The organism is Komagataeibacter melomenusus, from assembly GCF_013155395.1.
GTDB classification, from domain to species: domain Bacteria; phylum Pseudomonadota; class Alphaproteobacteria; order Acetobacterales; family Acetobacteraceae; genus Komagataeibacter; species Komagataeibacter melomenusus.
Map to the genome: position 1 here is coordinate 17,065 of NZ_JABJWC010000015.1, position 19,907 is coordinate 36,971.

Annotated in this window: 23 protein-coding genes; 12 read left to right on the forward strand and 11 right to left on the reverse strand. The window is 64.9% G+C overall.

The window, feature by feature from the left end:
- Positions 1-80 precede the first annotated feature (80 nt).
- From HNW77_RS07705 to HNW77_RS07720, 5 genes are all read right to left on the reverse strand, one after another.
- Entirely contained in the window at positions 81-1,886 is a 1,806-nt protein-coding gene (locus HNW77_RS07705) for a sensor histidine kinase (protein ID WP_172156619.1), read from the reverse strand.
- Positions 1,887-2,069, reverse strand: coding sequence for a hypothetical protein (locus HNW77_RS17705; protein WP_241694356.1), 183 nt, complete (start codon positions 2,067-2,069; stop codon positions 1,887-1,889). It lies immediately after the preceding gene.
- A 132-nt stretch (positions 2,070-2,201) separates the two neighbouring features.
- Positions 2,202-2,588, reverse strand: coding sequence for a hypothetical protein (locus tag HNW77_RS07710; RefSeq protein ID WP_172156621.1), 387 nt, complete (start codon positions 2,586-2,588; stop codon positions 2,202-2,204).
- Positions 2,589-2,716: 128 nt separating this feature from the next.
- Positions 2,717-3,289, reverse strand: a complete 573-nt coding sequence (locus HNW77_RS07715) for a sigma-70 family RNA polymerase sigma factor (protein ID WP_172156623.1) — start codon at positions 3,287-3,289, stop codon at positions 2,717-2,719.
- A gap of 104 nt (positions 3,290-3,393) precedes the next feature.
- Positions 3,394-3,885, reverse strand: a complete 492-nt coding sequence (locus tag HNW77_RS07720) for a sigma-70 family RNA polymerase sigma factor (RefSeq protein WP_172156625.1) — start codon at positions 3,883-3,885, stop codon at positions 3,394-3,396.
- A gap of 127 nt (positions 3,886-4,012) precedes the next feature.
- On the opposite strand from HNW77_RS07720, the gene HNW77_RS07725 reads away from it, so the two are divergent.
- From HNW77_RS07725 to HNW77_RS07735, 3 genes are all read left to right on the forward strand, one after another.
- Positions 4,013-4,753, forward strand: a complete 741-nt coding sequence (locus HNW77_RS07725) for a response regulator (RefSeq protein ID WP_172156627.1) — start codon at positions 4,013-4,015, stop codon at positions 4,751-4,753.
- 125 nt (positions 4,754-4,878) lie between these two features.
- The gene (locus HNW77_RS07730; protein WP_172156629.1) at positions 4,879-6,258 is read left to right on the forward strand and encodes an alpha,alpha-trehalose-phosphate synthase (UDP-forming); all 1,380 of its coding nucleotides are present in this window, start codon (positions 4,879-4,881) and stop codon (positions 6,256-6,258) included.
- Between the two features lie 53 nt (positions 6,259-6,311).
- The gene (locus HNW77_RS07735) at positions 6,312-8,141 is read left to right on the forward strand and encodes an ABC-F family ATP-binding cassette domain-containing protein (protein ID WP_172156631.1); all 1,830 of its coding nucleotides are present in this window, start codon (positions 6,312-6,314) and stop codon (positions 8,139-8,141) included.
- Here the strand turns inward: HNW77_RS07735 and HNW77_RS07740 are convergent.
- Positions 8,129-9,130, reverse strand: a complete 1,002-nt coding sequence (locus HNW77_RS07740) for a Gfo/Idh/MocA family protein (RefSeq protein ID WP_172156633.1) — start codon at positions 9,128-9,130, stop codon at positions 8,129-8,131. The two genes, HNW77_RS07735 and HNW77_RS07740, sit on opposite strands and share 13 nt — an antisense overlap.
- Positions 9,131-9,440: 310 nt before the next feature.
- Here HNW77_RS07740 and secD point away from each other — a divergent pair, with 310 nt between their 5' ends.
- A complete protein-coding gene (gene secD / locus HNW77_RS07745) occupies positions 9,441-10,991 on the forward strand; it encodes a protein translocase subunit SecD (RefSeq protein WP_172156635.1) in 1,551 nt (516 codons plus the stop codon).
- A 13-nt stretch (positions 10,992-11,004) separates the two neighbouring features.
- A complete protein-coding gene (gene secF, locus HNW77_RS07750; RefSeq protein ID WP_130730221.1) occupies positions 11,005-11,955 on the forward strand; it encodes a protein translocase subunit SecF in 951 nt (316 codons plus the stop codon).
- Between the two features lie 93 nt (positions 11,956-12,048).
- Here secF and HNW77_RS07755 read toward each other — a convergent pair whose 3' ends face one another.
- Entirely contained in the window at positions 12,049-12,501 is a 453-nt protein-coding gene (locus HNW77_RS07755; protein ID WP_172156637.1) for a hypothetical protein, read from the reverse strand.
- 236 nt (positions 12,502-12,737) lie between these two features.
- Positions 12,738-13,247, reverse strand: coding sequence for a large conductance mechanosensitive channel protein MscL (gene mscL / locus HNW77_RS07760; protein WP_172156639.1), 510 nt, complete (start codon positions 13,245-13,247; stop codon positions 12,738-12,740).
- A 249-nt stretch (positions 13,248-13,496) separates the two neighbouring features.
- Between mscL and rpmE the strand changes: the two genes are divergently transcribed.
- The 3 genes from rpmE (at position 13,497) to HNW77_RS07775 (ending at position 15,306) form a co-directional block, all read left to right on the forward strand.
- Positions 13,497-13,727, forward strand: coding sequence for a 50S ribosomal protein L31 (gene rpmE / locus HNW77_RS07765; RefSeq protein WP_061272648.1), 231 nt, complete (start codon positions 13,497-13,499; stop codon positions 13,725-13,727).
- A gap of 186 nt (positions 13,728-13,913) precedes the next feature.
- Positions 13,914-14,420 carry an Hsp20 family protein gene (locus HNW77_RS07770; protein ID WP_172156641.1) on the forward strand — a complete coding sequence of 169 codons (507 nt, stop codon included), beginning with the start codon at positions 13,914-13,916 and terminating at the stop codon, positions 14,418-14,420.
- Between the two features lie 298 nt (positions 14,421-14,718).
- Positions 14,719-15,306 carry a DUF1013 domain-containing protein gene (locus HNW77_RS07775; RefSeq protein ID WP_130729986.1) on the forward strand — a complete coding sequence of 196 codons (588 nt, stop codon included), beginning with the start codon at positions 14,719-14,721 and terminating at the stop codon, positions 15,304-15,306.
- Positions 15,307-15,355: 49 nt separating this feature from the next.
- Here HNW77_RS07775 and HNW77_RS07780 read toward each other — a convergent pair whose 3' ends face one another.
- The gene (locus tag HNW77_RS07780; RefSeq protein WP_078526835.1) at positions 15,356-15,526 is read right to left on the reverse strand and encodes a YdcH family protein; all 171 of its coding nucleotides are present in this window, start codon (positions 15,524-15,526) and stop codon (positions 15,356-15,358) included.
- Positions 15,527-15,685: 159 nt separating this feature from the next.
- Between HNW77_RS07780 and HNW77_RS07785 the strand changes: the two genes are divergently transcribed.
- The 3 genes from HNW77_RS07785 to HNW77_RS07795 are packed head-to-tail and all read left to right on the forward strand — an operon-like array spanning position 15,686 to position 17,578.
- On the forward strand, positions 15,686-15,886 hold the full coding sequence (locus HNW77_RS07785) for a YdcH family protein (protein WP_061272640.1): 201 nt from the start codon (positions 15,686-15,688) through the stop codon (positions 15,884-15,886).
- Between the two features lie 25 nt (positions 15,887-15,911).
- Positions 15,912-16,421, forward strand: a complete 510-nt coding sequence (purE, locus tag HNW77_RS07790; RefSeq protein WP_276592077.1) for a 5-(carboxyamino)imidazole ribonucleotide mutase — start codon at positions 15,912-15,914, stop codon at positions 16,419-16,421.
- Positions 16,418-17,578, forward strand: a complete 1,161-nt coding sequence (locus tag HNW77_RS07795; RefSeq protein WP_172156643.1) for a 5-(carboxyamino)imidazole ribonucleotide synthase — start codon at positions 16,418-16,420, stop codon at positions 17,576-17,578. Before purE ends, HNW77_RS07795 begins: the two co-directional genes overlap by 4 nt.
- A 117-nt stretch (positions 17,579-17,695) precedes the next feature.
- Here the strand turns inward: HNW77_RS07795 and HNW77_RS07800 are convergent, their stop codons facing one another.
- On the reverse strand, positions 17,696-18,367 hold the full coding sequence (locus HNW77_RS07800) for a JAB domain-containing protein (RefSeq protein WP_172156645.1): 672 nt from the start codon (positions 18,365-18,367) through the stop codon (positions 17,696-17,698).
- Positions 18,368-18,450: 83 nt separating this feature from the next.
- Between HNW77_RS07800 and HNW77_RS07805 the strand changes: the two genes are divergently transcribed.
- Positions 18,451-19,143, forward strand: a complete 693-nt coding sequence (locus HNW77_RS07805) for an HAD hydrolase-like protein (RefSeq protein WP_172156647.1) — start codon at positions 18,451-18,453, stop codon at positions 19,141-19,143.
- A gap of 12 nt (positions 19,144-19,155) precedes the next feature.
- Here HNW77_RS07805 and HNW77_RS07810 read toward each other — a convergent pair whose 3' ends face one another.
- Positions 19,156-19,851: a JAB domain-containing protein gene (locus HNW77_RS07810; RefSeq protein WP_241694357.1), complete on the reverse strand. Its 696-nt coding sequence runs from the start codon at positions 19,849-19,851 to the stop codon at positions 19,156-19,158.
- Positions 19,852-19,907: the final 56 nt, after the last annotated feature.

Consider the following 19,907-nt stretch of genomic DNA (forward strand, 5'->3'; position numbering starts at 1 on the left):
ATGACACGACACAGGGACAGCCATCATGCGCCGCGATAAACTGCCCGTGAGATAACTCTGCCATGCATTTTTGCATGCATTCAGTCGGCCAGTTCGTCCTGATCAGGCTGCTTTAACGGAAAAACAAGCACATAGCGGGTGCCGTTCTCCTCAAACATCTGCAACGTGCCCCCCAGCTGCCGCGCAAAGCCGCGGATCAGTTGCATGCCGATCCCGCCGCGTTCGTCTTCCGCCCCCCTGAGGTTGCGGCCCGCCGCCATGCCCACGCCGTTATCGGCAATCCACAGACACGCCCGCCCGCCATCAAGCGCGCGCAGCCCGACTTCAAGCGTGCCGTGCAACTGGTCGGGAAAAGCGTATTTGATGGTGTTGCTCACCGCCTCGGTCACGATCAGGGCCAGCGGCACCGCCTGGTCGGGCACCATCAGCAGGTCATCGACGCGGATATCGAGCGTGATGCGCCCTTCATCGGATTCACCAATGGCGTGCATGATCTGGCCGCACAGTTCACGCACGAAGCTCTGCATGTTCAGGCTGTACAGCTCGCCATCGGCATACAGGTAGCGGTGCAGGGTGGCCAGCGCGCGCACGCGGTCACGCGCCTGGGCAAATTCCTCGCGCGCGCCGGGCTGGCGGATGCGGCCCGCCTGCAGGTTGAGCAGGGAGGCCACGATCTGCAGGTTGTTCTTGACGCGGTGGTGCATCTCCTTGAGCAGCAGTTCCTGGCGCACCTGCGCGCGCTCAAGGCGCCTTTCATGCCGCGCCAGCCTGCGCGTGGCCTTGCTGAAGGCATGGGCCAACTGCCTGACCTCAAGCGGCATGGCCCAGTTCGAGCGCACGTCATACACGCCCCCGAGCTGCCACTGGTTGACCGACGCCGTAAGCTGGCGCAGCGGCGTGATCACCAGCACGTCAGCACTTTTCGAGGCACCGAGAAGCCCCACGAGCAGCAGCACCCCGCTGGTAACGAGCGAAATGGCGAACATGACCACCGCATGCCGCTCGCTGGCGTTGCGCCGCGTCATGGTCAGCACATAAACGCCGCCCTGCACCCGCCCGATGGAATACGAGCCCTCCGGCAGGGTGATGTGGTCATGCTCCATGCCATGCGTGACCTCGAAACGCGCCCACTGCATGATCCGCACCGGGGGATGGGCCTGCCAGTTGCAGTCCGCGCAGAGGGGGGTCGTGGCGCGGGCGCGGCTGTCCATGACCCAGATCTCGATGGGGCCGTTCTGCTGCATCAGGTCAAGCCGGGGGTCGCTGGTCTGGAGCATGGCGCTGCGCCATGACAGCGGCATGATGGCGGTCAGGTAGCCCGCGCGCGCCGGGCGGCCCGCGTCATCGCCAATCATGGCCGCAACCGTGATGCGGAAATGATCGGGCACGCCTGTCAGCGCGTCAGGTATGGCCACGAGTTTCACATCACCCTGAAAGCGGGGCATCTCGTCAATGGTCAGGGGGGTCATGTCGTGGTCGGGGCCGACGGCGGCGGCGATGTTGCCCCGGTCATCCGCCAGCGCGATCTGGCTGTAATGCCGCCCGGTCAGGGACTGCACAAGCTCAAGCATGCGCGCAAGCCCACCGTTATCGAGCCGCATGCGCGCCACCGCCTGCAGCAGGGAGGCGAGATGCTCGGATTCATGGTGCAGTTCAAGATCGATCCGCGCCACGGCCATGTCCGTGCGGTAGCCTGGCGCCTCGAGGGTATTATGATAGCTGTGCCACGCCTGCACGGCCCCGATCAGGGCAATGGGCATGGCCGCGAGCAGGATGATCGCCATCATCCGGCCCCGCACGGCGTCGAACACGCGCCCGACCCGCGTAAACAGGCTGCGATGGCGCCCGTGCCTGCCGCCCCGACCGGAGGAAGGTGGAACGGACATCTATTTTGTCCGCTTCCGGTCTTCCTCGATAAGACGCAGCAGTTCCTCGGGAACAGGCTCTTTGGTCACATCATCGAATAACTGGTGCAGCCCTCGCCGCAGCCATAGCTCGAATGCATCATCCGATCTGCTTGTGGACTTCTTTCCTGGTTGCCTGGGAGGACACCTGTCCTTCAGAGCCATCGCATTATCCCGAAGTAAATTCCCGTTCGTAGCCGTATTCTCGGGCGGTTTCATTGGAAATGTATCTTGCTTTTCCCTTAAACATAACCGCAGACCATGGCGCCGTTCATACGGCCATGTTCACGCATACCCTCACTCCGGCGTGGCGCCGGTCGCCTTGTCGTTGCTGCGCCAGTAACTTGAAACCGCCATCAGAACAGCCGGTATGACCAGCACGAACGGACCGATGGCCCCCATGAGAAGAAACATCAAGAAATAGGCAAGGCCGTGATCGTAAAGAAAGGCCACACCGGAAAGAATAAGCGCGCCGAACGTCTTGTCACCGTCGTCTTTTTTCTTCTTCTTCTTTTCTTCTTCCTCACTATTGAACGTGATGTTGTAAATGGCCAGATTCAGCAGATACGCGGACGAAAGCCACACGATCAGCATGCTGACAAGCAGGAGCGCCAGATAGGAGGGGCGCTCATACCACCACTGTGCGTTGAAGAGTCCGAATATATACTGCTCATGATCGTGCATATGTCACCTGCCCTCATACAACCGCTGGATGTGCCAGCACGCTCTACCCTTCCGAAGCCCGGGATATCAACGGCGATGCCATTGTCAGTGCCATATTCACGCCATGATTCAAAGCGGGAATTCCCGTTTCAGACCGATGCCGCAGCCGTGGCGCCACGGGCCTGCGTGCGTGAACGCAGGCGCTGCACCGCCCCGCGCAGTTCAACGGTGGAGATATCGCGCTCCTCGCCATACAGCCATGTGGCAAGCTGGCGGCGCGCGCGGAACACGCGGCTCTTGGCGGTGCCCACGGCGCAGCTTGTGGCGGCGGCGAGTTCATCGTAACTCATGCCCTGCATCACCACGAGCACCAGCGCCTCGCGCTGGTCAGCGGGCAGGCGGTTCATGGCCTCGGCCAGTTCCTTGACCATCAGGCGCTCTTCATGCGCGCCACTGCCCGCCATGCTGGATGCGGGCACATCCTCGATATTGCCGGTCTCGCGCTTCTTGCGCAGGTCGGAAATGAAGCGGTTGCGCAGGATACGGTGCATCCATGCCGAGAAATTGGTGCCCGGCGTAAAGCTGTGCTGGGCGGCCAGCGCATTGCACACGGCATCCTGCACCAGGTCATCGGCTGCGGCGCGGTTGCGCGTGAGCGACAGGGCCTGCACACGCAGTCGGGGCAGGATTGCAATCATCTGGTCATGAAAGCTGCTGGTCATTTTCATTTCCCCTGTTTCGTCGTTCATGCCAGTGCAATGAACGGGCGGGAGGAAAGGTTACATTTTCCATGTAACGAAAACGCGAGCACGACACGGCGCTTGCCTCAGCCTTCGCCCGCAGCGCCCGCCTGCATGTAGTCCATGATCTGGGCGCGCGCGCGTGACACGCGGGCCTTGAGCGTGCCCACTGTCACGCCGCACACATGCGCGGCCTCGGCATAGGTCATTTCCTGCACGCCCACCAGCACCAGCGCCTCACGCAGGCGGGGGGTGAGCTGCCAGATCGCGCCGTTGAGGTCGCGCAACGCATCGGCCTCCCCCGCGCCGGCGCCGCTTTCGGCCTGGTCGGGGCGCAGGGCGTAGTCCGACATCACATCGCGCTCGCGCCTGCCTTTTCGTGCCTGTTCGTAAAACAGGTTGCGCGCGATGGTATAGAGCCACGCCTTCATGCTCGTGCCCGGCGTGAACTGCTCGAGCGCGCCGAGCGCGCGCAGCACGGTTTCCTGCACCAGGTCATCCGCCGCCGCGGGCTGGCCGGTCAGGAAACGGGCAAAACCACGCAACTGTGGCAGGAGGGACAGGATCTCCCCACGCAAGTGCGTGACCCGTGACGGATCAAATGGTATTCTGGATTCCAGTTTGTTTACTCTTCAACTCTTGCAGCACAGCCTAACGCTGTCATGATCCGGAGTGTAACAGTTTATCTGGGGAGATGAATGCCTCATGCCGCTATCACGGCGTCAAGACCTGCTTCGCGCCCTGCCCTATGCCCGGCGTTACGCCCGCGCGTTATGTGGCAGCCAGTCAAGCGGCGACCTTCTGGTAGCCGAGAGCCTGCGCGAACTCATGGCGGTGGATGACCCCACCCTGCCACCGAGGCTACGCCTGTACCAATGGATCTCGCGCCACCATGCCCAGCACGGCGCACAGGAGACGAAGGCGGGCGGCATGCCGCCGCTGGCGCGCAAGCTGCTCCTGCTCACCTCGCTTGAGGAACTGAGCGTGAATGATGCCGCCCGCGTGCTGGCCATTGCCCAGCCCCAGGCCGCCGCCATGCTGGAGGATGCGCATGCCCGCCTGCGCTCGTGCGCCCAGACCAGCGTGCTGATCATCGAGGATGAGCCGATCATCGCGATGGATATCGAGGAACTGGTGCGCCAGTGCGGCCACACCATCGCAGGCGTTGCCAGCAGCGAGGAAGAGGCCGTGCGCCTTGCGCGCGAGACCCGGCCCGGCCTGATCCTGGCCGACATCAACCTTGGCGATGGCGGCGACGGGATGAAGGCCGTCTCGGCCATATTGCAGCACCAGGATATTCCGATCATCTTCGTCACCGCCTACCCCGAGCGCCTGCTCACGGGCGATACGATCGAGCCCGCCTTTGTCATCACCAAGCCATTCGAGCCGCTGACGCTGGCGGTCTCCACCTATCAGGCCGTATCGGGTGGCGTGCCGCTGAACTGACAAAGCCGCATGCCAGTCCCGGCGCAACTGCCATCCCGCTGCCCGGCAAGATGTGTATGCTGCCCCCGTCGTGCTGCCGGACAAAGCTGGGCCGCCATGCGACAGCTGAGTGAAGAGAGGGCAGAATGAAACGGCTGGTCATCGTCTCCAATCGCGTTCCGGTTCCCAAGGAGGGGCTGCGGCCCGGTGGCCTCGCGGTCGTGCTCAAGGACCTGCTCGCCCGCCAGGGCGGCATGTGGTTCGGCTGGAACGGCACCTGCCACCCCGACGCCGCCCACCTGCCACCTGAACACCAGCAGGCCGAAGGGGTGGAATACGCCACCATCGGCCTCACCCCGGCCGAGCACCGCAATTACTACACCGGCTTTTCCAATGCCACGCTGTGGCCGCTCATGCATTCACTGCCCGAGCACATCCACTTCGAGCGGCGCGAGCTTGCCACCTACTGGTCGGTCAACCAGCGCTTCTGCGAGAACCTGCTGCCCCTGCTGCGGCCCGATGACATCATCTGGATTCACGACTACCACCTGCTGCCGCTACCCGCCCTGCTGCGCCGCAGCGGCGTGCGCCAGCCCATCGGCTTCTTCCTGCACACGCCCTTCCCCGCGCCCGACATGCTGGCCACCGCCCCTGATGGCGGCACCTTCCTGCGCGACCTGCTCAGGGCGGACCTGCTGGGCTTCCAGACGGCTGATGACACCGCCAATTTCATCTTCGCCGCAACCCGCACGGCAGGCGCGGTGCTAAAGGACGAGGACACGCTGGTGTTCGAGGGCCATGTGGTGCGCGTCGGCACCTTTCCCGTCGAGATCGACCCGCAGGCCTTTGCCCGGGTGGCCGCGGCAGCCGCCGATTCGCAGGACCTCAAGCGCCTTTCGGGCTCGCTGGCGGGGCGCAAGCTGATCTTTGGCGTGGACCGCATGGACCCCACCAAGGGGCTGGACCACCGGCTGGCGGGCTACGAGCGCATGCTCGAGACCTACCCCGAGCGCGAGCGGCAGGTCACCTTCCTGCAGATCGCAGCCGAAAGCCGCACCGAGGTCGAATCCTACAAGGCGCTGCGCAAGAAGCTCGAACTCCAGATCGGCAAGCTCAACGCCCATCGCGGCCAGGCGGACTGGACGCCGCTGCGCTTCCTCACCCGCGGCAGCCCGCGCCCCACGGTGGCGGGCTACATGCGCCTGGCCGATATCGGCTACATCACCCCGCTGCGTGATGGCATGAACCTCGTGGCCAAGGAATTCATCGCAGCCCAGGACCCTGAAAATCCCGGCGTGCTGATCCTGTCGCGGCTGGCGGGGGCCGCCAACCAGCTTGATGCCGCCCTGCTGGTCAACCCGCTCGACCATGATGGCATGGCCGATGCGCTCGAGCGCGCGCTGGCCATGCCGGCGGCCGAAAAGCGTGAACGCTGGCAGGCGTGCTGGAACGCCATCGCCAACCGCACGGCACTGGGCTGGGGGCTGTCCTTCCTGAAACTGCTGGAAAGCACGGCGCGCAAATAGGGGTTGCCCACACGGACCTTGCGCCCGGCCTGTCTGACACGACATAAGCGGGTATGGCTCCTCCTCCCCTTCTCCTCCTCCAGGATATTACCCTGACCCTTGGCGGCGCGCCGCTGCTTGATGGCGCGGGGTTTGGCATCGGCCCCGGCGAGCGGGTCTGCCTTGTCGGGCGCAATGGCTGCGGCAAGTCCACCCTGCTGCGCATTGCCGCAGGCGAGATCCAGGCCGATTCCGGCACCGTGTTCCTCCAGCCCGGCACCACGGTGCGCTACCTGCCGCAGGAGCCCGACCTGTCGGGCTTTGCCACCACGCTGGATTACGTGCGCGCGGGCATGGGGCCAAACGACCCCGAATACCGCGCCGAACTGCTGCTGACCGAACTCGGCCTGAACGGCACGGAAGACCCCGCCACCCTCTCGGGCGGGGAAGCGCGCCGCTGCGCGCTGGCCCGCGCGCTCGCCCCCGAGCCGGACCTGCTCCTGCTTGATGAGCCGACCAACCACCTCGACATGCCCACCATTGAATGGCTGGAGCGCGAACTGCTTTCGCTGTCATCAGCCATGGTCATCATCAGCCATGACCGCCGCCTGCTTGAAACGCTGTCGCGCTCGGTGGTGTGGCTCGACCGTGGCGTGACCCGCAGGCTCGACCAGGGCTTCGCCCGCTTCGAGACCTGGCGCGAGGAAGTGCTGGAGCAGGAGGAACGCGACAGCCACAAGCTCGACCGCCAGATCGCGCGCGAGGAAGACTGGATGCGCTACGGCGTAACCGCGCGGCGCAAGCGCAACGTGCGCCGCGTGGCCGAACTGGCCGAACTGCGTAACCAACGCCGCACCGCCATCCGCCCGCAGGGCGGGCTGAAGATGGAAGCCCGCGAGAGCGACCTGTCGGGCAAGCTCGTCGCCGTGGCCGAGGATGTGTGCCGCGCCTATGACCCCGCCCACCCCGTGGTCAGCCACCTCGACCTGCGCGTGCTGCGTAAGGACCGGCTGGGCATTGTAGGGGCCAATGGTGCGGGCAAGAGTACGCTGCTGCGCCTGCTCACCGGGCAGGACCAGCCCGATTCCGGCACGATTACCATCGGCAGCGCGCTGTCGGTCGTGACCCTTGACCAGCAGCGCCGCACGCTCGACCCCAAGGCCACCCTGGCCGATACGCTGACCGGCGGCGGGGGCGACATGGTGCAGGTGGGCGACGAGAAGCGCCATGTCATTGGCTACATGAAGGACTTCCTGTTCCGCCCCGAGCAGGCGCGCACCCCGGTGGGCGTGCTGTCAGGCGGCGAGCGCGGGCGGCTGATGCTGGCCTGTGCGCTGGCGCGGCCTTCTAACCTGCTGGTGCTTGATGAGCCGACCAACGACCTCGACCTTGAAACGCTCGACCTGCTGCAGGAGATGCTGGCCGCCTATTCCGGCACGGTGCTGCTCGTCAGCCACGACCGTGACTTCCTCGACCGGGTCGCCTCCTCCATCCTGATGGCCGAAGGCGGGGGCAAATGGGTGGAATATGCCGGTGGCTACAGCGACATGCTGGCCCAGCGCCAGGATGCCACACTCGCTGCCCGCCCCCGCGCCGAACGCGTTGAGGCCGCCGCACCGGCAAAAACCGATGTCACGCCCAGCGCCTCGCCCCGCCAGCCCGCACGCAAGATGACCTACAAGGACAGGCATGCGCTCGAGCAGTTGCCGGGGCAGATGGCAGCCCTTGAGGCGGACATCGAGCGCCTGCGCGCCATCCTGAGCGATGGCGGGCTTTATGCCCGCGACCCCGCTGCCTTCACCGCCGCCACCGCAGCACTGGAAAAGGCGCAGGCTGGCCTGACCGCCGCCGAGGAGCGCTGGCTGGAGCTTGAAATGCTGCGCGAGACGCTTCAGTCCTCCTGAACGGGGGGAATGATCAGCCCCGAGGCCTCCATCCGCGCCCGTGTCGCGGCAATGCCCTGTGTCACCGCAAGGGCGGCTGCCAGCGCCCGGCGGCCTGCCGCGCCATCAACCAGCACTTTCGCGCCATCAAGGCAGGCAGCGGCGAAGGCCGCGTGCTCGGCGGCCAGCGTGTCATGGTCGCGCCACGTGACCGATTCGCGGCGGAAGCCGCCGGTGCCTGGCAGCGGCAGGCCCCGCTCGCGCCCGATCATGGTCAGTTCGCGCTTCATGAAATCGGCGGAGAGATAGCCCTCCTGCGAGAACAGGCGCATGCGCCGCTCGGTCTTGAGCGAGATGCGGCTGGCCGCAATCGTGGCGACACAGCCATTTTCAAAACGCACGCGGGCATTGGCGATATCCTCGAACGGGGAACTCACCGCAGCGCCCAGCGCATCCACGCTCTCGATCGGGCTGTCGACAATGGCCAGCACCAGGTCGAGGTCATGGATCATGAGGTCGAGGATGACCGATACATCCGTGCCGCGCGGCTTGTAGGGCGCGATGCGGGTTGCCTCGATATAGAGCGGGCGGGTGATGCGCTCGGTAATGGCGCGGTGCTCGGCGGAATAGCGCAGCAGGTGGCCAACCTGGAGCACCACGCCGTGCCTTTGTGCGAGATGCATCAGTTCATCGGCCTGCTCCAGCGTCGCGGCCATGGGTTTTTCCACCAGCACATGCCTGCCCGCCGCCAGTGCCGCGCGGGCAAGGTCGAAATGATATTCCGCCGGGGCCGCCACGATGATCGCATCCGAACAGGCCAGCAGGTCGGGATAGGACAGCACCGGCACGCCCCCGGCCTCATCAGCTACCCTGCGCGCCCGCGCGGTGTCGGGATCGTGGATGCCCACGAGTTCCTCCCGCGCGCCAGACAACACCTTGAGCGCGTGGAAGCGGCCAAAATGCCCTGCCCCCACAATGCCGATGCGTAACCGCCGTGCTGCCTGCGCCATATCCTGCCTCCCCTGCGTACTGTTTTTTCAAAAGACCGTTTCAAAAACCGGCCTGCCCCGACCATGCTTTTGAAACGGTCCCCCTGCCGGATTAGCAGCCAGCACGCCGGTCGCACAGCCCCCGCCCTGCCGGCGCGCCCCCGCCAATGCGGCAAAACGGCAACGCCGGGCAGGCGCTCGGTGCATCAGCGGTTGCATCATCGGGCGCGGGGCGGCATGTTCCCGCACTGATTTTACGTGCACACGACACATTGACCATGCCGGGCAAGGGAACCGGCTCAGCCGGGCGCAGGGAGCTTTCCATCAAGTCATGATGTATTACAGTCGGCTCAGAATGGCTTCGGTCATTGGCGTATGTCTGGTCGGGCTGGCGCTGTGCCTGCCCAATTTCATCCGCCAGCCCAGCCCCTCCCTACCCTGGCGCCAGATCCATCTGGGCCTTGACCTGCGTGGCGGCTCATACCTGCTGTTGCAGGTGGACATGGCCAGTGTCGCCGCCGACAGGCTGCACGCCCTGCAGGATGAAACCCGCCAGACCCTGCTCAAGGCCGGGCTGGGCTACCGCAACCTCGCCACCGGCCCCCGTGGCGTGACCTTCACGCCCCGCACGCCCGACGAGACGCAGCCCGACCTCAAGGCGCTGCGCGCCATGCCGATGAACGCACCGGGCGAGTTCAGGGTGGAAGAGAGCGAAGGCGGGCAGGTTGCCATCACCCTCTCGCCCGATGCGGCCCGCCAGCGCGCCTATGACGCCGTGACCCAGTCCATCGAGATCGTGCGCCGCCGCATTGACGCCACCGGCGCCATCGACCCCGAGATCACCCGCCAGGGCGAGGACCGGATCATTGTCGAACTGCCCGGCATCAGCGACCCCGAGCGGGTGAAGAACCTGCTCGGCACCACGGCGAAGATGACCTTCCACCTCGTGGCGGATTCCGCCATTGGCTCCGCTGTACCGCCCGCGGGCGTGGAAATGCTGCCCATGAGCGACGGGCAGGGCACGCTGCCGGTGTTCTCCCACGTGGACGTGGATGGCGCGGACCTGACCAACGCCAGCGCCTCGATCGATCAGGAAGGCGGCGAATGGGCGGTGAACTTCACCTTCGATTCGACCGGCGCGCAGGAATTCGGCGATGTCACCCGCGCCAATGTGGGCAAGCGCTTTGCCATCGTGCTCGATAACAAGGTGATCGAGGCTCCGGTCATCCGCACCGCCATTACCGGCGGCAATGGGCAGATTACCGGCGGCTTCTCCGCCCAGCAGGCCACCGACATCGCCCTGCTGCTGCGCGCGGGCGCCCTGCCCGCCCCGCTCAACGTGATCGAGCAGCGCTCCATCGGCCCGTCGCTCGGTGCGGATTCGATCCGGGCGGGTGGCTACAGCCTCGCGGCTGGCTTCGTGCTCGTGATCGCGTTCATGGCGCTGTTCTATGGCCGGTTTGGCTGGTACGCCAACATTGCGCTGCTGGCCAACCTGGTGCTGATGACCGCCATCCTCTCGCTGTTCGAGGCAACACTGACCCTGCCGGGCATGGCGGGCATGCTGCTGACCCTGGGCATGGCGGTGGATGCCAACATCCTGATCAACGAGCGCATCCGTGAGGAAGTAGCCCGTGGCCGCAGCGCGCTGCAGGCCATGCAGGCAGGCTTCGAGCGGGCCACCGCCACCATCGTGGACAGTAACGCCACCGCCCTGCTGGCCCATGTGATGCTGTTCGTTTTCGGAACCGGGCCGGTGCGCGGCTTCGCGCTCACCATCACGATCGGTATCGTGACGACCCTGTTTACCACCCTTCTCCTCTCAAGGATGCTGATGGTGCGCTGGTATGCCCGCACACGCCCCAGCACCCTGCCGGTCTGAGGCGCGCCGAATGATGTTTGATCGTCCCCTTCTCCGGTTCGTGCCGCGTGGCACGAAAATCAACTTCATGCGCGGGCGCTTCATCGGGCTGGCCACGTCGGCCGTGCTGTCCATCGCCTCGCTGATCCTGTTCTTCCACCCCGGGCTTACGCTGGGGTTGGATTTCAGGGGTGGCATCGTGGTCGAGGCCCGCACGCAGGGTCCGGCCGATTTCAACGTCATCCGCGCAGCCCTTGCCGCCCAGCATGTCTCGGCTGCGGGCGTGCAGTCCTTTGGCGGGCCGGATGACGTGCTGATCCGCCTTGATACGCCGCCCGACAGCGAGCCCGACCACGAGGCCCGCACGCAGGCCATGGTCGACTCCGTGCGCCATGCCATCGCCACCCTGCCCGGCGCCCAGGTGCTGCGGGCGGATGCGGTGGGGGCTTCGGTGTCGAAGGAACTGTTCCGCAACGGCATGCTGGCGCTGGGCATCAGCCTGCTGATGATCCTGGCCTATATCTGGTTCCGTTTTGAATGGGAGTTCGCGGTCAGCGCGGTGGTGACGCTGGTGCTGGACCTGACCAAGGCCATCGGCTTCCTGGTCATTACGCATTTCGAGTTCGATCTGGTGATGGTGGCCGCCATCCTGACCATCCTGGGCTATTCCACCAACGACAAGGTGGTGGTGTATGACCGCGTGCGCGAGAACCTGCGCAAATACCGCACCATGCCGCTGGCCGAACTGATCGACCTGTCGATCAACGAAACACTCAGCCGCACGCTGGGCACGTCATGCACCGTGTTCCTGGCCGCCCTGCCGCTGGCCCTGTTTGGCGGGGCCAGCCTGTCCGGCTTTGCGTGGGTGATGCTGTTCGGGATCGTGGTGGGCACGTCGTCTTCCATCTTCATCGCAGCGCCTTTGCTGCTGCTGATGGGCGAGAAGCGCCTGCGCCGCGATGCACGACCGCCCGCGCGCTCCTGAGCACGTGCCGGGCAGAATGATAAAAAATAAAAGTTGTGGGTGAAGCTTTTTTCAAAAAGCTTCGAAAGACGCCTTCAACAACTTTTCTCAAGATTATCTGGGGGCAGGTTTAACCGATGGCGGTTGAACCTGCCCTTGTGCATTGACGGGCATGAGCGGCGCGCCGGGAAGGCAGCGCGGGGGCGCTACGCCATTGAGCGTGGAGGGATCGGGCTGGTTGGCGCAGGCCACCATCAGGGCGACGGCCTGCTGGCCTTCGCGGCGGGCGCGGCGCGAGGGCTTCTGCAGCACGGTCATGATCGTGTGCTTGCCATATTTGAGCGAGGCCGCCATGTCATACACCTGCTGGCCGGACAGCCCGCCATCCTGCAGGCGGCTGACAAGGCTGCCCTCGGCCATGAAATAGGTCGAGACCAGCAGGTAATCCTGGGCCGGGCCGGGCAGGCGCGCCATGTCCGGGCGCTGCGGGCCATGGCAGCCCGCCAGCACGCTGGCCGCTGCCACAAGCAGCATGCCGGAACGGACATGTCGTAGGAAATCAGTCATGTAGCGCCAACCCTGTAACGGCTGTGAAAATTCTCTCATGCACAACGCATGCCCCGCACCGTGGCCAGTTCAGGCGGGCGGGTTACGGCCATCGGGTTACACAAACGCCGCAAGGGATCAACCCGCGCCTGCCATAGTGGGCACGCAGGCCACCGGGCACAAGGGCGCGGGCGGACACAAAAAAACGGGCACCCCGACAGGGTGCCCGTTCCTTACGCTGCGCCGGGGGCGGGCGTTCAGGCCTTGGGGGCCTCGCCTTTCTGGGCGGCTTCGGTCTTGAGCACGTCGAGAATGTCCTGCAGCAGCACTTCGCTGCGCGGGGGGGCGGGCGGCGTTGTCGGCTTCTCGGCTTCTTTCTTCGCGGTCAGGCGGTTGATGACCTTGACCACCCAGAAAATCACGAAGCCGATGATGACGAACTGGATCACGGCATTGAGGAACAGGCCCACGTTCAGGGTGACCGCGCCCGCCTTCTGCGCATCGGCCAGCGTGGCCAGATGCGGGCCGCGCAGGGTGATGAACAGGTTGGTGAAGTCGATACCACCAATGAGCAGGCCAAGGATGGGGGTGAAGATATCCTTCACCAGGCTGTTCACGATGGCCGTGAACGCCGCGCCGACGATAACACCGACAGCGAGGTCAACCACGTTGCCGCGCATGAGGAAGTTACGGAATTCGCCCAGCCAACCGGGTACATGAATATCCTTGACGTGCAGTTCAGGCACGTGATCCGGCAGTTTTGCCATTAACGCCAATCCTTTATTTCTCAGAAGATATTTACTCCTAGCAACATCGGGCGCGCGTGACGACTGCATCAACGCTGCTTTTTTGCCATTCCGCGCGCCTGATGCAACGCGGTAACACCCTGCCTGCCCGCAACAGGCGTGGGTTTTCTTGCCATCGGGTGTTGATCTCGGGCGCCCATCTCGTCTATAGGCCAGCCGAACATACGCCCCCGGTCGGCATCGGTGGGCCCAGCGCGAAAGTTGTTTGAAATGAAATCCGGCATCCACCCCGACTACCACGAGATCAATGTCATCATGACCGATGGCACCGAGTACAAGACCCGCTCCTGCTACGGCAAGCCGGGCGATACGCTCCGCCTCGACATCGATACCAAGTCCCACCCGGCGTGGACCGGCGTGCAGCGCATGATGGACACCGGGGGCCAGGTCGCCAAGTTCAACAAGAAGTTCGGCGCGCTGGGCCAGCGCAAGAAGGGCTGATAACCCTCACCTCCACCGAATACACACTGCGGTTACCGGCAATGCCCGGTCCCTTGAACGGGGGGCCGGGCATTCCCATGTCTGGATCATGCGAATGCCCGAGCGGGTTCGCATGATCCCTACAGCGCGGCCTGCTCGACCGAGGGGCCGCTTATCCGCAGACCTTGCTTCATGGAGGTTTTGAACATGGCTTATGATTTCGCACCGCTGTTTCGCAGCGCGATCGGATTTGACCGGCTGGCCCAGCTTGTCGACACGGCGGCCCAGAATCCGGTCAGCCCGTCCTACCCGCCCTACAATATCGAAAAACTGTCCGATGCCCGTTACGCCCTGACCATGGCGGTGGCAGGCTTCGGCCCCGATGACATCGAGCTGACCGTGCAGGACAACACGCTGATCGTGGCCGGTCGCGTGGCAGAAAACACGCAGGAGCGCGAGATGCTCCATCGCGGCATCGCCACCCGTGCCTTCGAGCGCCGCTTCGTGCTGGCCGACCATGTGGTGGTGGAAAAGGCCGACATGACCAACGGGCTGCTGCGCATTGCCGTGCGCCAGATCGTGCCCGAGGCGCTCAAGCCGCGGCGCATTCCCATCTCGTCAGGGCAGGTCGTGGCCATGGAGGGCGCGCAGCCCGCGCCAGCCTCCGTTGCCACCCCTGCCCCACAGCCCGCCGCGTGCGGCTGCGCGGCCTGAGCACGGTCATTGATTGCGGGGGCGGGCCAGATGGCCCGCCCCCGTTTTTGTACGGTACGCGCGTCGGCATTGCTGGTCCGCATCTTTTCAGGCTCCGGGCTGATGGATGCGAAACATCCGGTGCGGGCGGATTGATGTCTTGACCTTTGGCGCCCTCAACCTTCATATCACTTCCACGAGTGTTTTCCGTTTAAGCGCGCCAGCAGGCCCGCACGGTTCCCGCTTCGGGATGGAGCCGTTTCAAACACCCTTTCAGGTGCCTGCGTGTGGCGCCACACGCTGTAGGACCTGAGTGACAATGACTGCCCTGCCCCTGATGCCCAAGGCAACCGCCGTGTGGCTTATTGAAAAGACGGCGCTGACCTTTACCCAGATTGCCGAATTCTGTGGAATGCACCCCCTTGAGGTGCAGGCCATCGCCGATGGCGAAGTGGCGCAGGGAATCGTGGGCTATGACCCGATTGCCAACCACCAGTTGACCCAGGCGGAAATCGACCGCTGCGAAAAGGACCCTGAGTCGCGCCTCAAGATCCTGCCGCCCGCCAACCCGATCAACCGCCGCTCGAAGGGCGCGCGCTACACCCCGGTGGCCAAGCGCAACGACCGGCCTGATGCGATTGCGTTCATCCTGCGCAACTTCCCGCAGCTGTCCGAGCAGCAGACCAGCAAGCTGCTGGGCACCACCAAGGACACGATCGAGAAAGTGCGCAGCAAGCAGCACTGGAACAGCCCCAACATCAAGCCGCGCGATCCTGTCACGCTGGGCCTGTGCAGCCAGACCGACCTCAATGCCATGGTTGCCGCCGCCAATGAGCGCCTTGCCCGTGAAGGTCAGGCCGTGCCGCCGCCGCTCGAGCTTGATGACGACAGCGAGCACGCACTGTAAGCCTGACCGCCCGGCGGCATGACCCGCCGGGCGAAAGCAGGGCCTTTGTTCAGCCCAGCCTGGCCAGTCGCTCGATTTCTTCCTTTACGCGCAGTTTTTCCAGCTTGAGGCGCCTGATCGCGCCTTCATCAGGCAGCGGGCGGCGGTCTTCATCAAAAATGCGGGCATCAAGCCGCGCATGGCGAGTTTTGAGGCTGTTGATACGCGCTTCATACGACATGGAACCCTCCAGCGTCTTTGCTACGACCCGATCAGGCTAGACCAGACGCGCAGGCAAATTCCATGCTAAAATTGCAGGCCGTGGGGCAAGGCACGCATTTCGCCTTTTGGCGCGGATATGCTTAGACTGGCCCCCTGCCCACCGAACAGATGAGCCGCCATGCTGACAGATCGCGAGACCCTCCTTCGCAAGCTGCATGAACTGCGCAGCGAACATCGTGACCTTGATACGGTCATAAGCCGCATGGCCCTGCAGATATCGGACCAGTTGCAACTGCAACGGCTGAAAAAGCGCAAACTGCTGCTCAAGGACGAGATCACCTGGCTGGAAAGCCGCCTGATCCCCGACAGTATTGCCTGACGACCTGACGAGAGTATTCCAAACCGTGAGCCACCCTTCCCCCGCCTCTTCCGCCTCCCCCCGCGTGGGGATCATCATGGGCAGCCAGTCCGACTGGGAAACCATGCGCCACGCCACCGCCGTGCTGGAAAAGCTCGCGGTTGCGCATGAGGTGCGCATCGTCTCCGCCCACCGCACGCCAGACCGGCTGGCCGACTATGCAAAAGCCGCGCAGGGGCGCGGGCTTTCGGTCATCATCGCGGGGGCTGGCGGGGCCGCGCACCTGCCGGGCATGTGCGCGGCCTGGACGGCGCTGCCGGTGCTGGGGGTTCCGGTCGAATCGCATGCGCTCAAGGGCATGGACAGCCTGCTTTCCATCGTGCAGATGCCCGGCGGCATTCCCGTAGGCACGCTGGCCATTGGCAAGGCAGGGGCCACCAATGCCGCCCTGATGGCAGCCTCCATCCTCGCCCTGGCTGACCCGGCACTGGGCACGCGGCTGGCAGCGTGGCGCGCGGCCCAGACGGCGGCCGTGGCCGATGAGCCGACCCGATGAGCATGCTGCCCCCCGGTTCCGTTCTGGGCATCGTGGGCGGTGGCCAGCTTGGCCGCATGTCCGCCATTGCCGCCGCCCGCCTTGGCTACCGCGCCCATATCCTGACCACCGAGGCCGATGGCCCGGCCGCCCAGGTGGCGCATGCCGTAACCCTTGGCGCGTATGATGACCATGATGCCCTGCGCCGCTTTGCCGGTGCGGTGGATGTCATCACCTTCGAGTTCGAGAACATCAGCGCCGACGGACTGGACCTGCTCTCGAGCCTGCGCCCGGTTCACCCGGCGGGTGCGATCCTGCGCATCAGCCAGGACCGCATTGCCGAGAAAAGCTTCATGGGCGAGCACGGCATTCCCGTCGCCCCCTGGCACGCGGTGGAAAGCCGGGCCGACCTGGACCGCGCGGCAGACGTGCTGGGCTATCCCTTCATCCTCAAGACCACCCGGCTGGGCTATGACGGCAAGGGCCAGGCCCGCATTCACAGCGCGGCCGACCTCGACCATGCCTTTGATGCGCTGCGCCCGCACCCGCTGGTGGCCGAGGGCATGATCCGCTTCGCGTGTGAAGTGAGCGTGATGGTGGCGCGTAATGAGCGCGGCGAGATCAGCACCTTTGACGTAACCGAGAACCGCCACCGCAACGGCATTCTCGACATCAGCCTGGCCCCGGCCCGCATTGCACCCGATCTGGCGGCGCAGGCGCGTGATCTGGCCCGCCGCATTGCCACGGCCCTCGGCCTTGTGGGCCTGCTGGGCGTGGAAATGTTCGTCGATCATGACGGCAGCCTGCGCGTGAACGAGATCGCGCCCCGCCCGCATAATTCGGGCCACTGGACCATGAATGCCTGCCCGGTGGACCAGTTCGAGATGCATGTGCGTGCCGTGACCAATCTGCCGCTGCCGCCCGCCACCCGCCACAGCGACGCGGTGATGAAAAACCTGATCGGCCCCGAAGACATGGCGCTGTGGCCCGAGATCATGGCCACCCCGCGCCTGCTGGCCCACCATTACGGCAAGGCCGAGGCCCGGCCGGGGCGCAAGATGGGGCATGTGAACGTGATCTTTCCGCCCGGCAGCCTGCCTGGCGCGTTCGGTGTTGAAGCCGCCCTTGGCCCGCTGGCAACGCCCGTGAACCCAAAAGACGACGCCGCTGATCAATAAGAGACTGTTTGAAAACAACTCATTGATGAAAAATGATAAAAGTTTTGGGGTGCCGCCTTTTTTCAAAAAGGCGGTGCTCTTTGAAGCTTTTTGAAAAAGGCTTCACCAAACACTTACTCAGGCAATCAGCCCCATGGCGCGAAAGCTATGGCTGCGCCCGTTACCCACGATAATATGGTCATGTACCACAACGCCCATCAGCCTGCCGATCTGGGCAATGCGCATGGTCATCTCGATATCGGCCCCCGATGGCTCGGGGCGGCCTGCGGGGTGGTTATGGGCCAGCACCAGCTTCTGCGCGCCAAGGTGCAGGGCACGGCGCATGATCTCGCGCGGATAGACGGGGGAATGGTTGACCGTGCCGGTGCCCATCAGGTCATCAGCCAGCAGATGGAAATCCCCGTCAAGGAACAGCACCCGGAACTGCTCGATCACCTCATGGCCCATGCAGGCCTGCAGGTAGGCCTCCAGCCCCTTGCGGCCCGCGAGCACATCAGTCCTGCGCACCCGGCTCCGGTACAGCCGTAGCGCCGCCTCACGCGCCACTGCCAGCAGTGGCGGCACGAGGGCCTCGCGCCCCGCCACTTCATCCAGCCCGCCCACATGCGCCGAAAGCGCCATGCCCGCCGAACCAAACCGGGCCAGAAGGCTGGCAGCCAGCCGGTCAGGAGCGGGGTGCGCCGTATCAAGCGTGCGGATGAGACGATGCAGCAGGGCATGGTCCTGCGCGCGGCTGATGCTGCCGCCAAGCGGCACCGATGCGGGGGCGGGTGGCTTATGGTCGGACAAAACGGCCCTTCCCCAACAATTGCAGGACAGAACGCGCCGCCATGGTGCATGATGGCGGCAAAATAAGGAGGTTATGAACCTGCATGCGTCTTCATCAGTCCCATACCGTACTTTTTGACCTCGACGGCACCATCATCCGCTCGCGCGATGGCATTGTCGAATCCATCCATGCCGTGCTGCGCGACCTCGGGCATGAACCCGACCTGTCGATGGACCTGACCTGGGTGGTCGGCCCACCGCTTGAGGAACTGATCGGCCACATCCTTGCCCATTATGGCGATGACCGGGTTCAGGAGGCAATGGCGCTGTATCGCAAGCACTACGAGTCGGCCGGCATGCACAAGAGCCCGGTTTTCGAGCACATGCGCGAGGTGATCGAGACCCTCTCGGCCGAGGGCGTGCGGCTGTTCGTGGCCACCTCCAAGCCGCGCTACCTGGCGCGCAAGATCCTGCACATGCGCGGCCTCGTGCAGTATTTTGATGGCCTGTCCGGCGCGCGCGAGGATGAAAGCGGGGCCGAAAAGCCCGAACTGATCGCCGCCGTGCTGCGTGAATACGCGGTCAACCGCGAGGATGCGCTGATGATCGGTGACCGCCGCTTCGACATCAGCGGCGCGCATGCCAACCACGTGCGCGCGCTGGGCGTGCTGTGGGGCTATGGCACGCGCGAGGAACTGGTGCAGGCGGGTGCTGATGCGCTGGTCAGCCAGCCTGCCGAACTGCTGGCCGCCATCCGCCAGCAATTCGCGGCGGAAGAAGCCCATCCCCACACCTGAAGAAGGACGGTTTCAGCGGTCCATCAGCCCCCGCATGCTCACCACCTGCCCTGCTCCGCGCAGCAGGCAGTCCTGAAACACCAGGCCAAGCAGGCGGGCATGCGTGTGCAGCATGCGCACAAAGCGCAGTTCGGGCAGGCTGTGTGGCGGTGGGGGCGCGTGCTGGCCCATGTCGCGCACCGCAATGAGCGAGACCGCATGCAGTTCCAGCGCGCGGGCCAGTACCACGCGGCACTGCGCGGCAGCAGCACCTGCGGGCACGACCTCATCGGCCAGCATCTGGCGGGCTGAATCAAGGTAGAACAGCCGCATGCCATCGGGTGCGGTGGCAGGCAGGCGGTCGCAGTAATCGAGCAGCACCGCCATGTCGGCAAACACCACCTGCCCGCGCAGATCGGCATGGGCCAGGCGCTGCGCCACCGCGCCCGGCACGCCCATGACCGCCACCCCGCGCGGGCCGAGTCCTGCTGCCCGCAGGGCGGCGGGCGTCGCTTCAAGCACCGCCTCGAGGCTGCCAAAGGCTGCCAGCAGCGCCTTGGCCTGCGGCTTGGTGTCGCGCCGGGGGGTTGCTGCAAAAAGCAGCACCTCGAGCAGTTCATAATCAGCCAGCGAATGCGCGCCCGCCATGCGGATGCGCTGGCGCATGCGCGCCCTGTGCCCACCGGGGCCGATCCGTGCCGGTGTCTTTGCGGGTTCCGTTTCTTTCATTCCCCCTCCTGACAGCCGATAGCATTGGTGCTGACCCGCCGGATTGGTATAGAAGA

Excerpts from the sequence above, each read along its gene's own strand:
- HNW77_RS07810 (WP_241694357.1), bottom strand. The coding sequence starts at position 19,851 with ATGAAAGAAACGGAACCCGCAAAGACACCGGCACGGATCGGCCCCGGT.
- HNW77_RS07775 (WP_130729986.1), top strand. The coding sequence starts at position 14,719 with ATGACTGCCCTGCCCCTGATGCCCAAGGCAACCGCCGTGTGGCTTATT.
- HNW77_RS07730 (WP_172156629.1), top strand. The coding sequence starts at position 4,879 with ATGAAACGGCTGGTCATCGTCTCCAATCGCGTTCCGGTTCCCAAGGAG.
- HNW77_RS07740 (WP_172156633.1), bottom strand. The coding sequence starts at position 9,130 with ATGGCGCAGGCAGCACGGCGGTTACGCATCGGCATTGTGGGGGCAGGG.
- HNW77_RS07780 (WP_078526835.1), bottom strand. The coding sequence starts at position 15,526 with ATGTCGTATGAAGCGCGTATCAACAGCCTCAAAACTCGCCATGCGCGG.
- HNW77_RS07770 (WP_172156641.1), top strand. The coding sequence starts at position 13,914 with ATGGCTTATGATTTCGCACCGCTGTTTCGCAGCGCGATCGGATTTGAC.
- HNW77_RS07735 (WP_172156631.1), top strand. The coding sequence starts at position 6,312 with ATGGCTCCTCCTCCCCTTCTCCTCCTCCAGGATATTACCCTGACCCTT.
- HNW77_RS17705 (WP_241694356.1), bottom strand. The coding sequence starts at position 2,069 with ATGGCTCTGAAGGACAGGTGTCCTCCCAGGCAACCAGGAAAGAAGTCC.
- HNW77_RS07710 (WP_172156621.1), bottom strand. The coding sequence starts at position 2,588 with ATGCACGATCATGAGCAGTATATATTCGGACTCTTCAACGCACAGTGG.
- secF (WP_130730221.1), top strand. The coding sequence starts at position 11,005 with ATGTTTGATCGTCCCCTTCTCCGGTTCGTGCCGCGTGGCACGAAAATC.
- HNW77_RS07725 (WP_172156627.1), top strand. The coding sequence starts at position 4,013 with ATGCCGCTATCACGGCGTCAAGACCTGCTTCGCGCCCTGCCCTATGCC.
- HNW77_RS07705 (WP_172156619.1), bottom strand. The coding sequence starts at position 1,886 with ATGTCCGTTCCACCTTCCTCCGGTCGGGGCGGCAGGCACGGGCGCCAT.
- secD (WP_172156635.1), top strand. The coding sequence starts at position 9,441 with ATGATGTATTACAGTCGGCTCAGAATGGCTTCGGTCATTGGCGTATGT.
- HNW77_RS07795 (WP_172156643.1), top strand. The coding sequence starts at position 16,418 with ATGAGCATGCTGCCCCCCGGTTCCGTTCTGGGCATCGTGGGCGGTGGC.
- HNW77_RS07755 (WP_172156637.1), bottom strand. The coding sequence starts at position 12,501 with ATGACTGATTTCCTACGACATGTCCGTTCCGGCATGCTGCTTGTGGCA.
- rpmE (WP_061272648.1), top strand. The coding sequence starts at position 13,497 with ATGAAATCCGGCATCCACCCCGACTACCACGAGATCAATGTCATCATG.
- HNW77_RS07805 (WP_172156647.1), top strand. The coding sequence starts at position 18,451 with ATGCGTCTTCATCAGTCCCATACCGTACTTTTTGACCTCGACGGCACC.
- mscL (WP_172156639.1), bottom strand. The coding sequence starts at position 13,247 with ATGGCAAAACTGCCGGATCACGTGCCTGAACTGCACGTCAAGGATATT.
- HNW77_RS07715 (WP_172156623.1), bottom strand. The coding sequence starts at position 3,289 with ATGACCAGCAGCTTTCATGACCAGATGATTGCAATCCTGCCCCGACTG.
- HNW77_RS07785 (WP_061272640.1), top strand. The coding sequence starts at position 15,686 with ATGCTGACAGATCGCGAGACCCTCCTTCGCAAGCTGCATGAACTGCGC.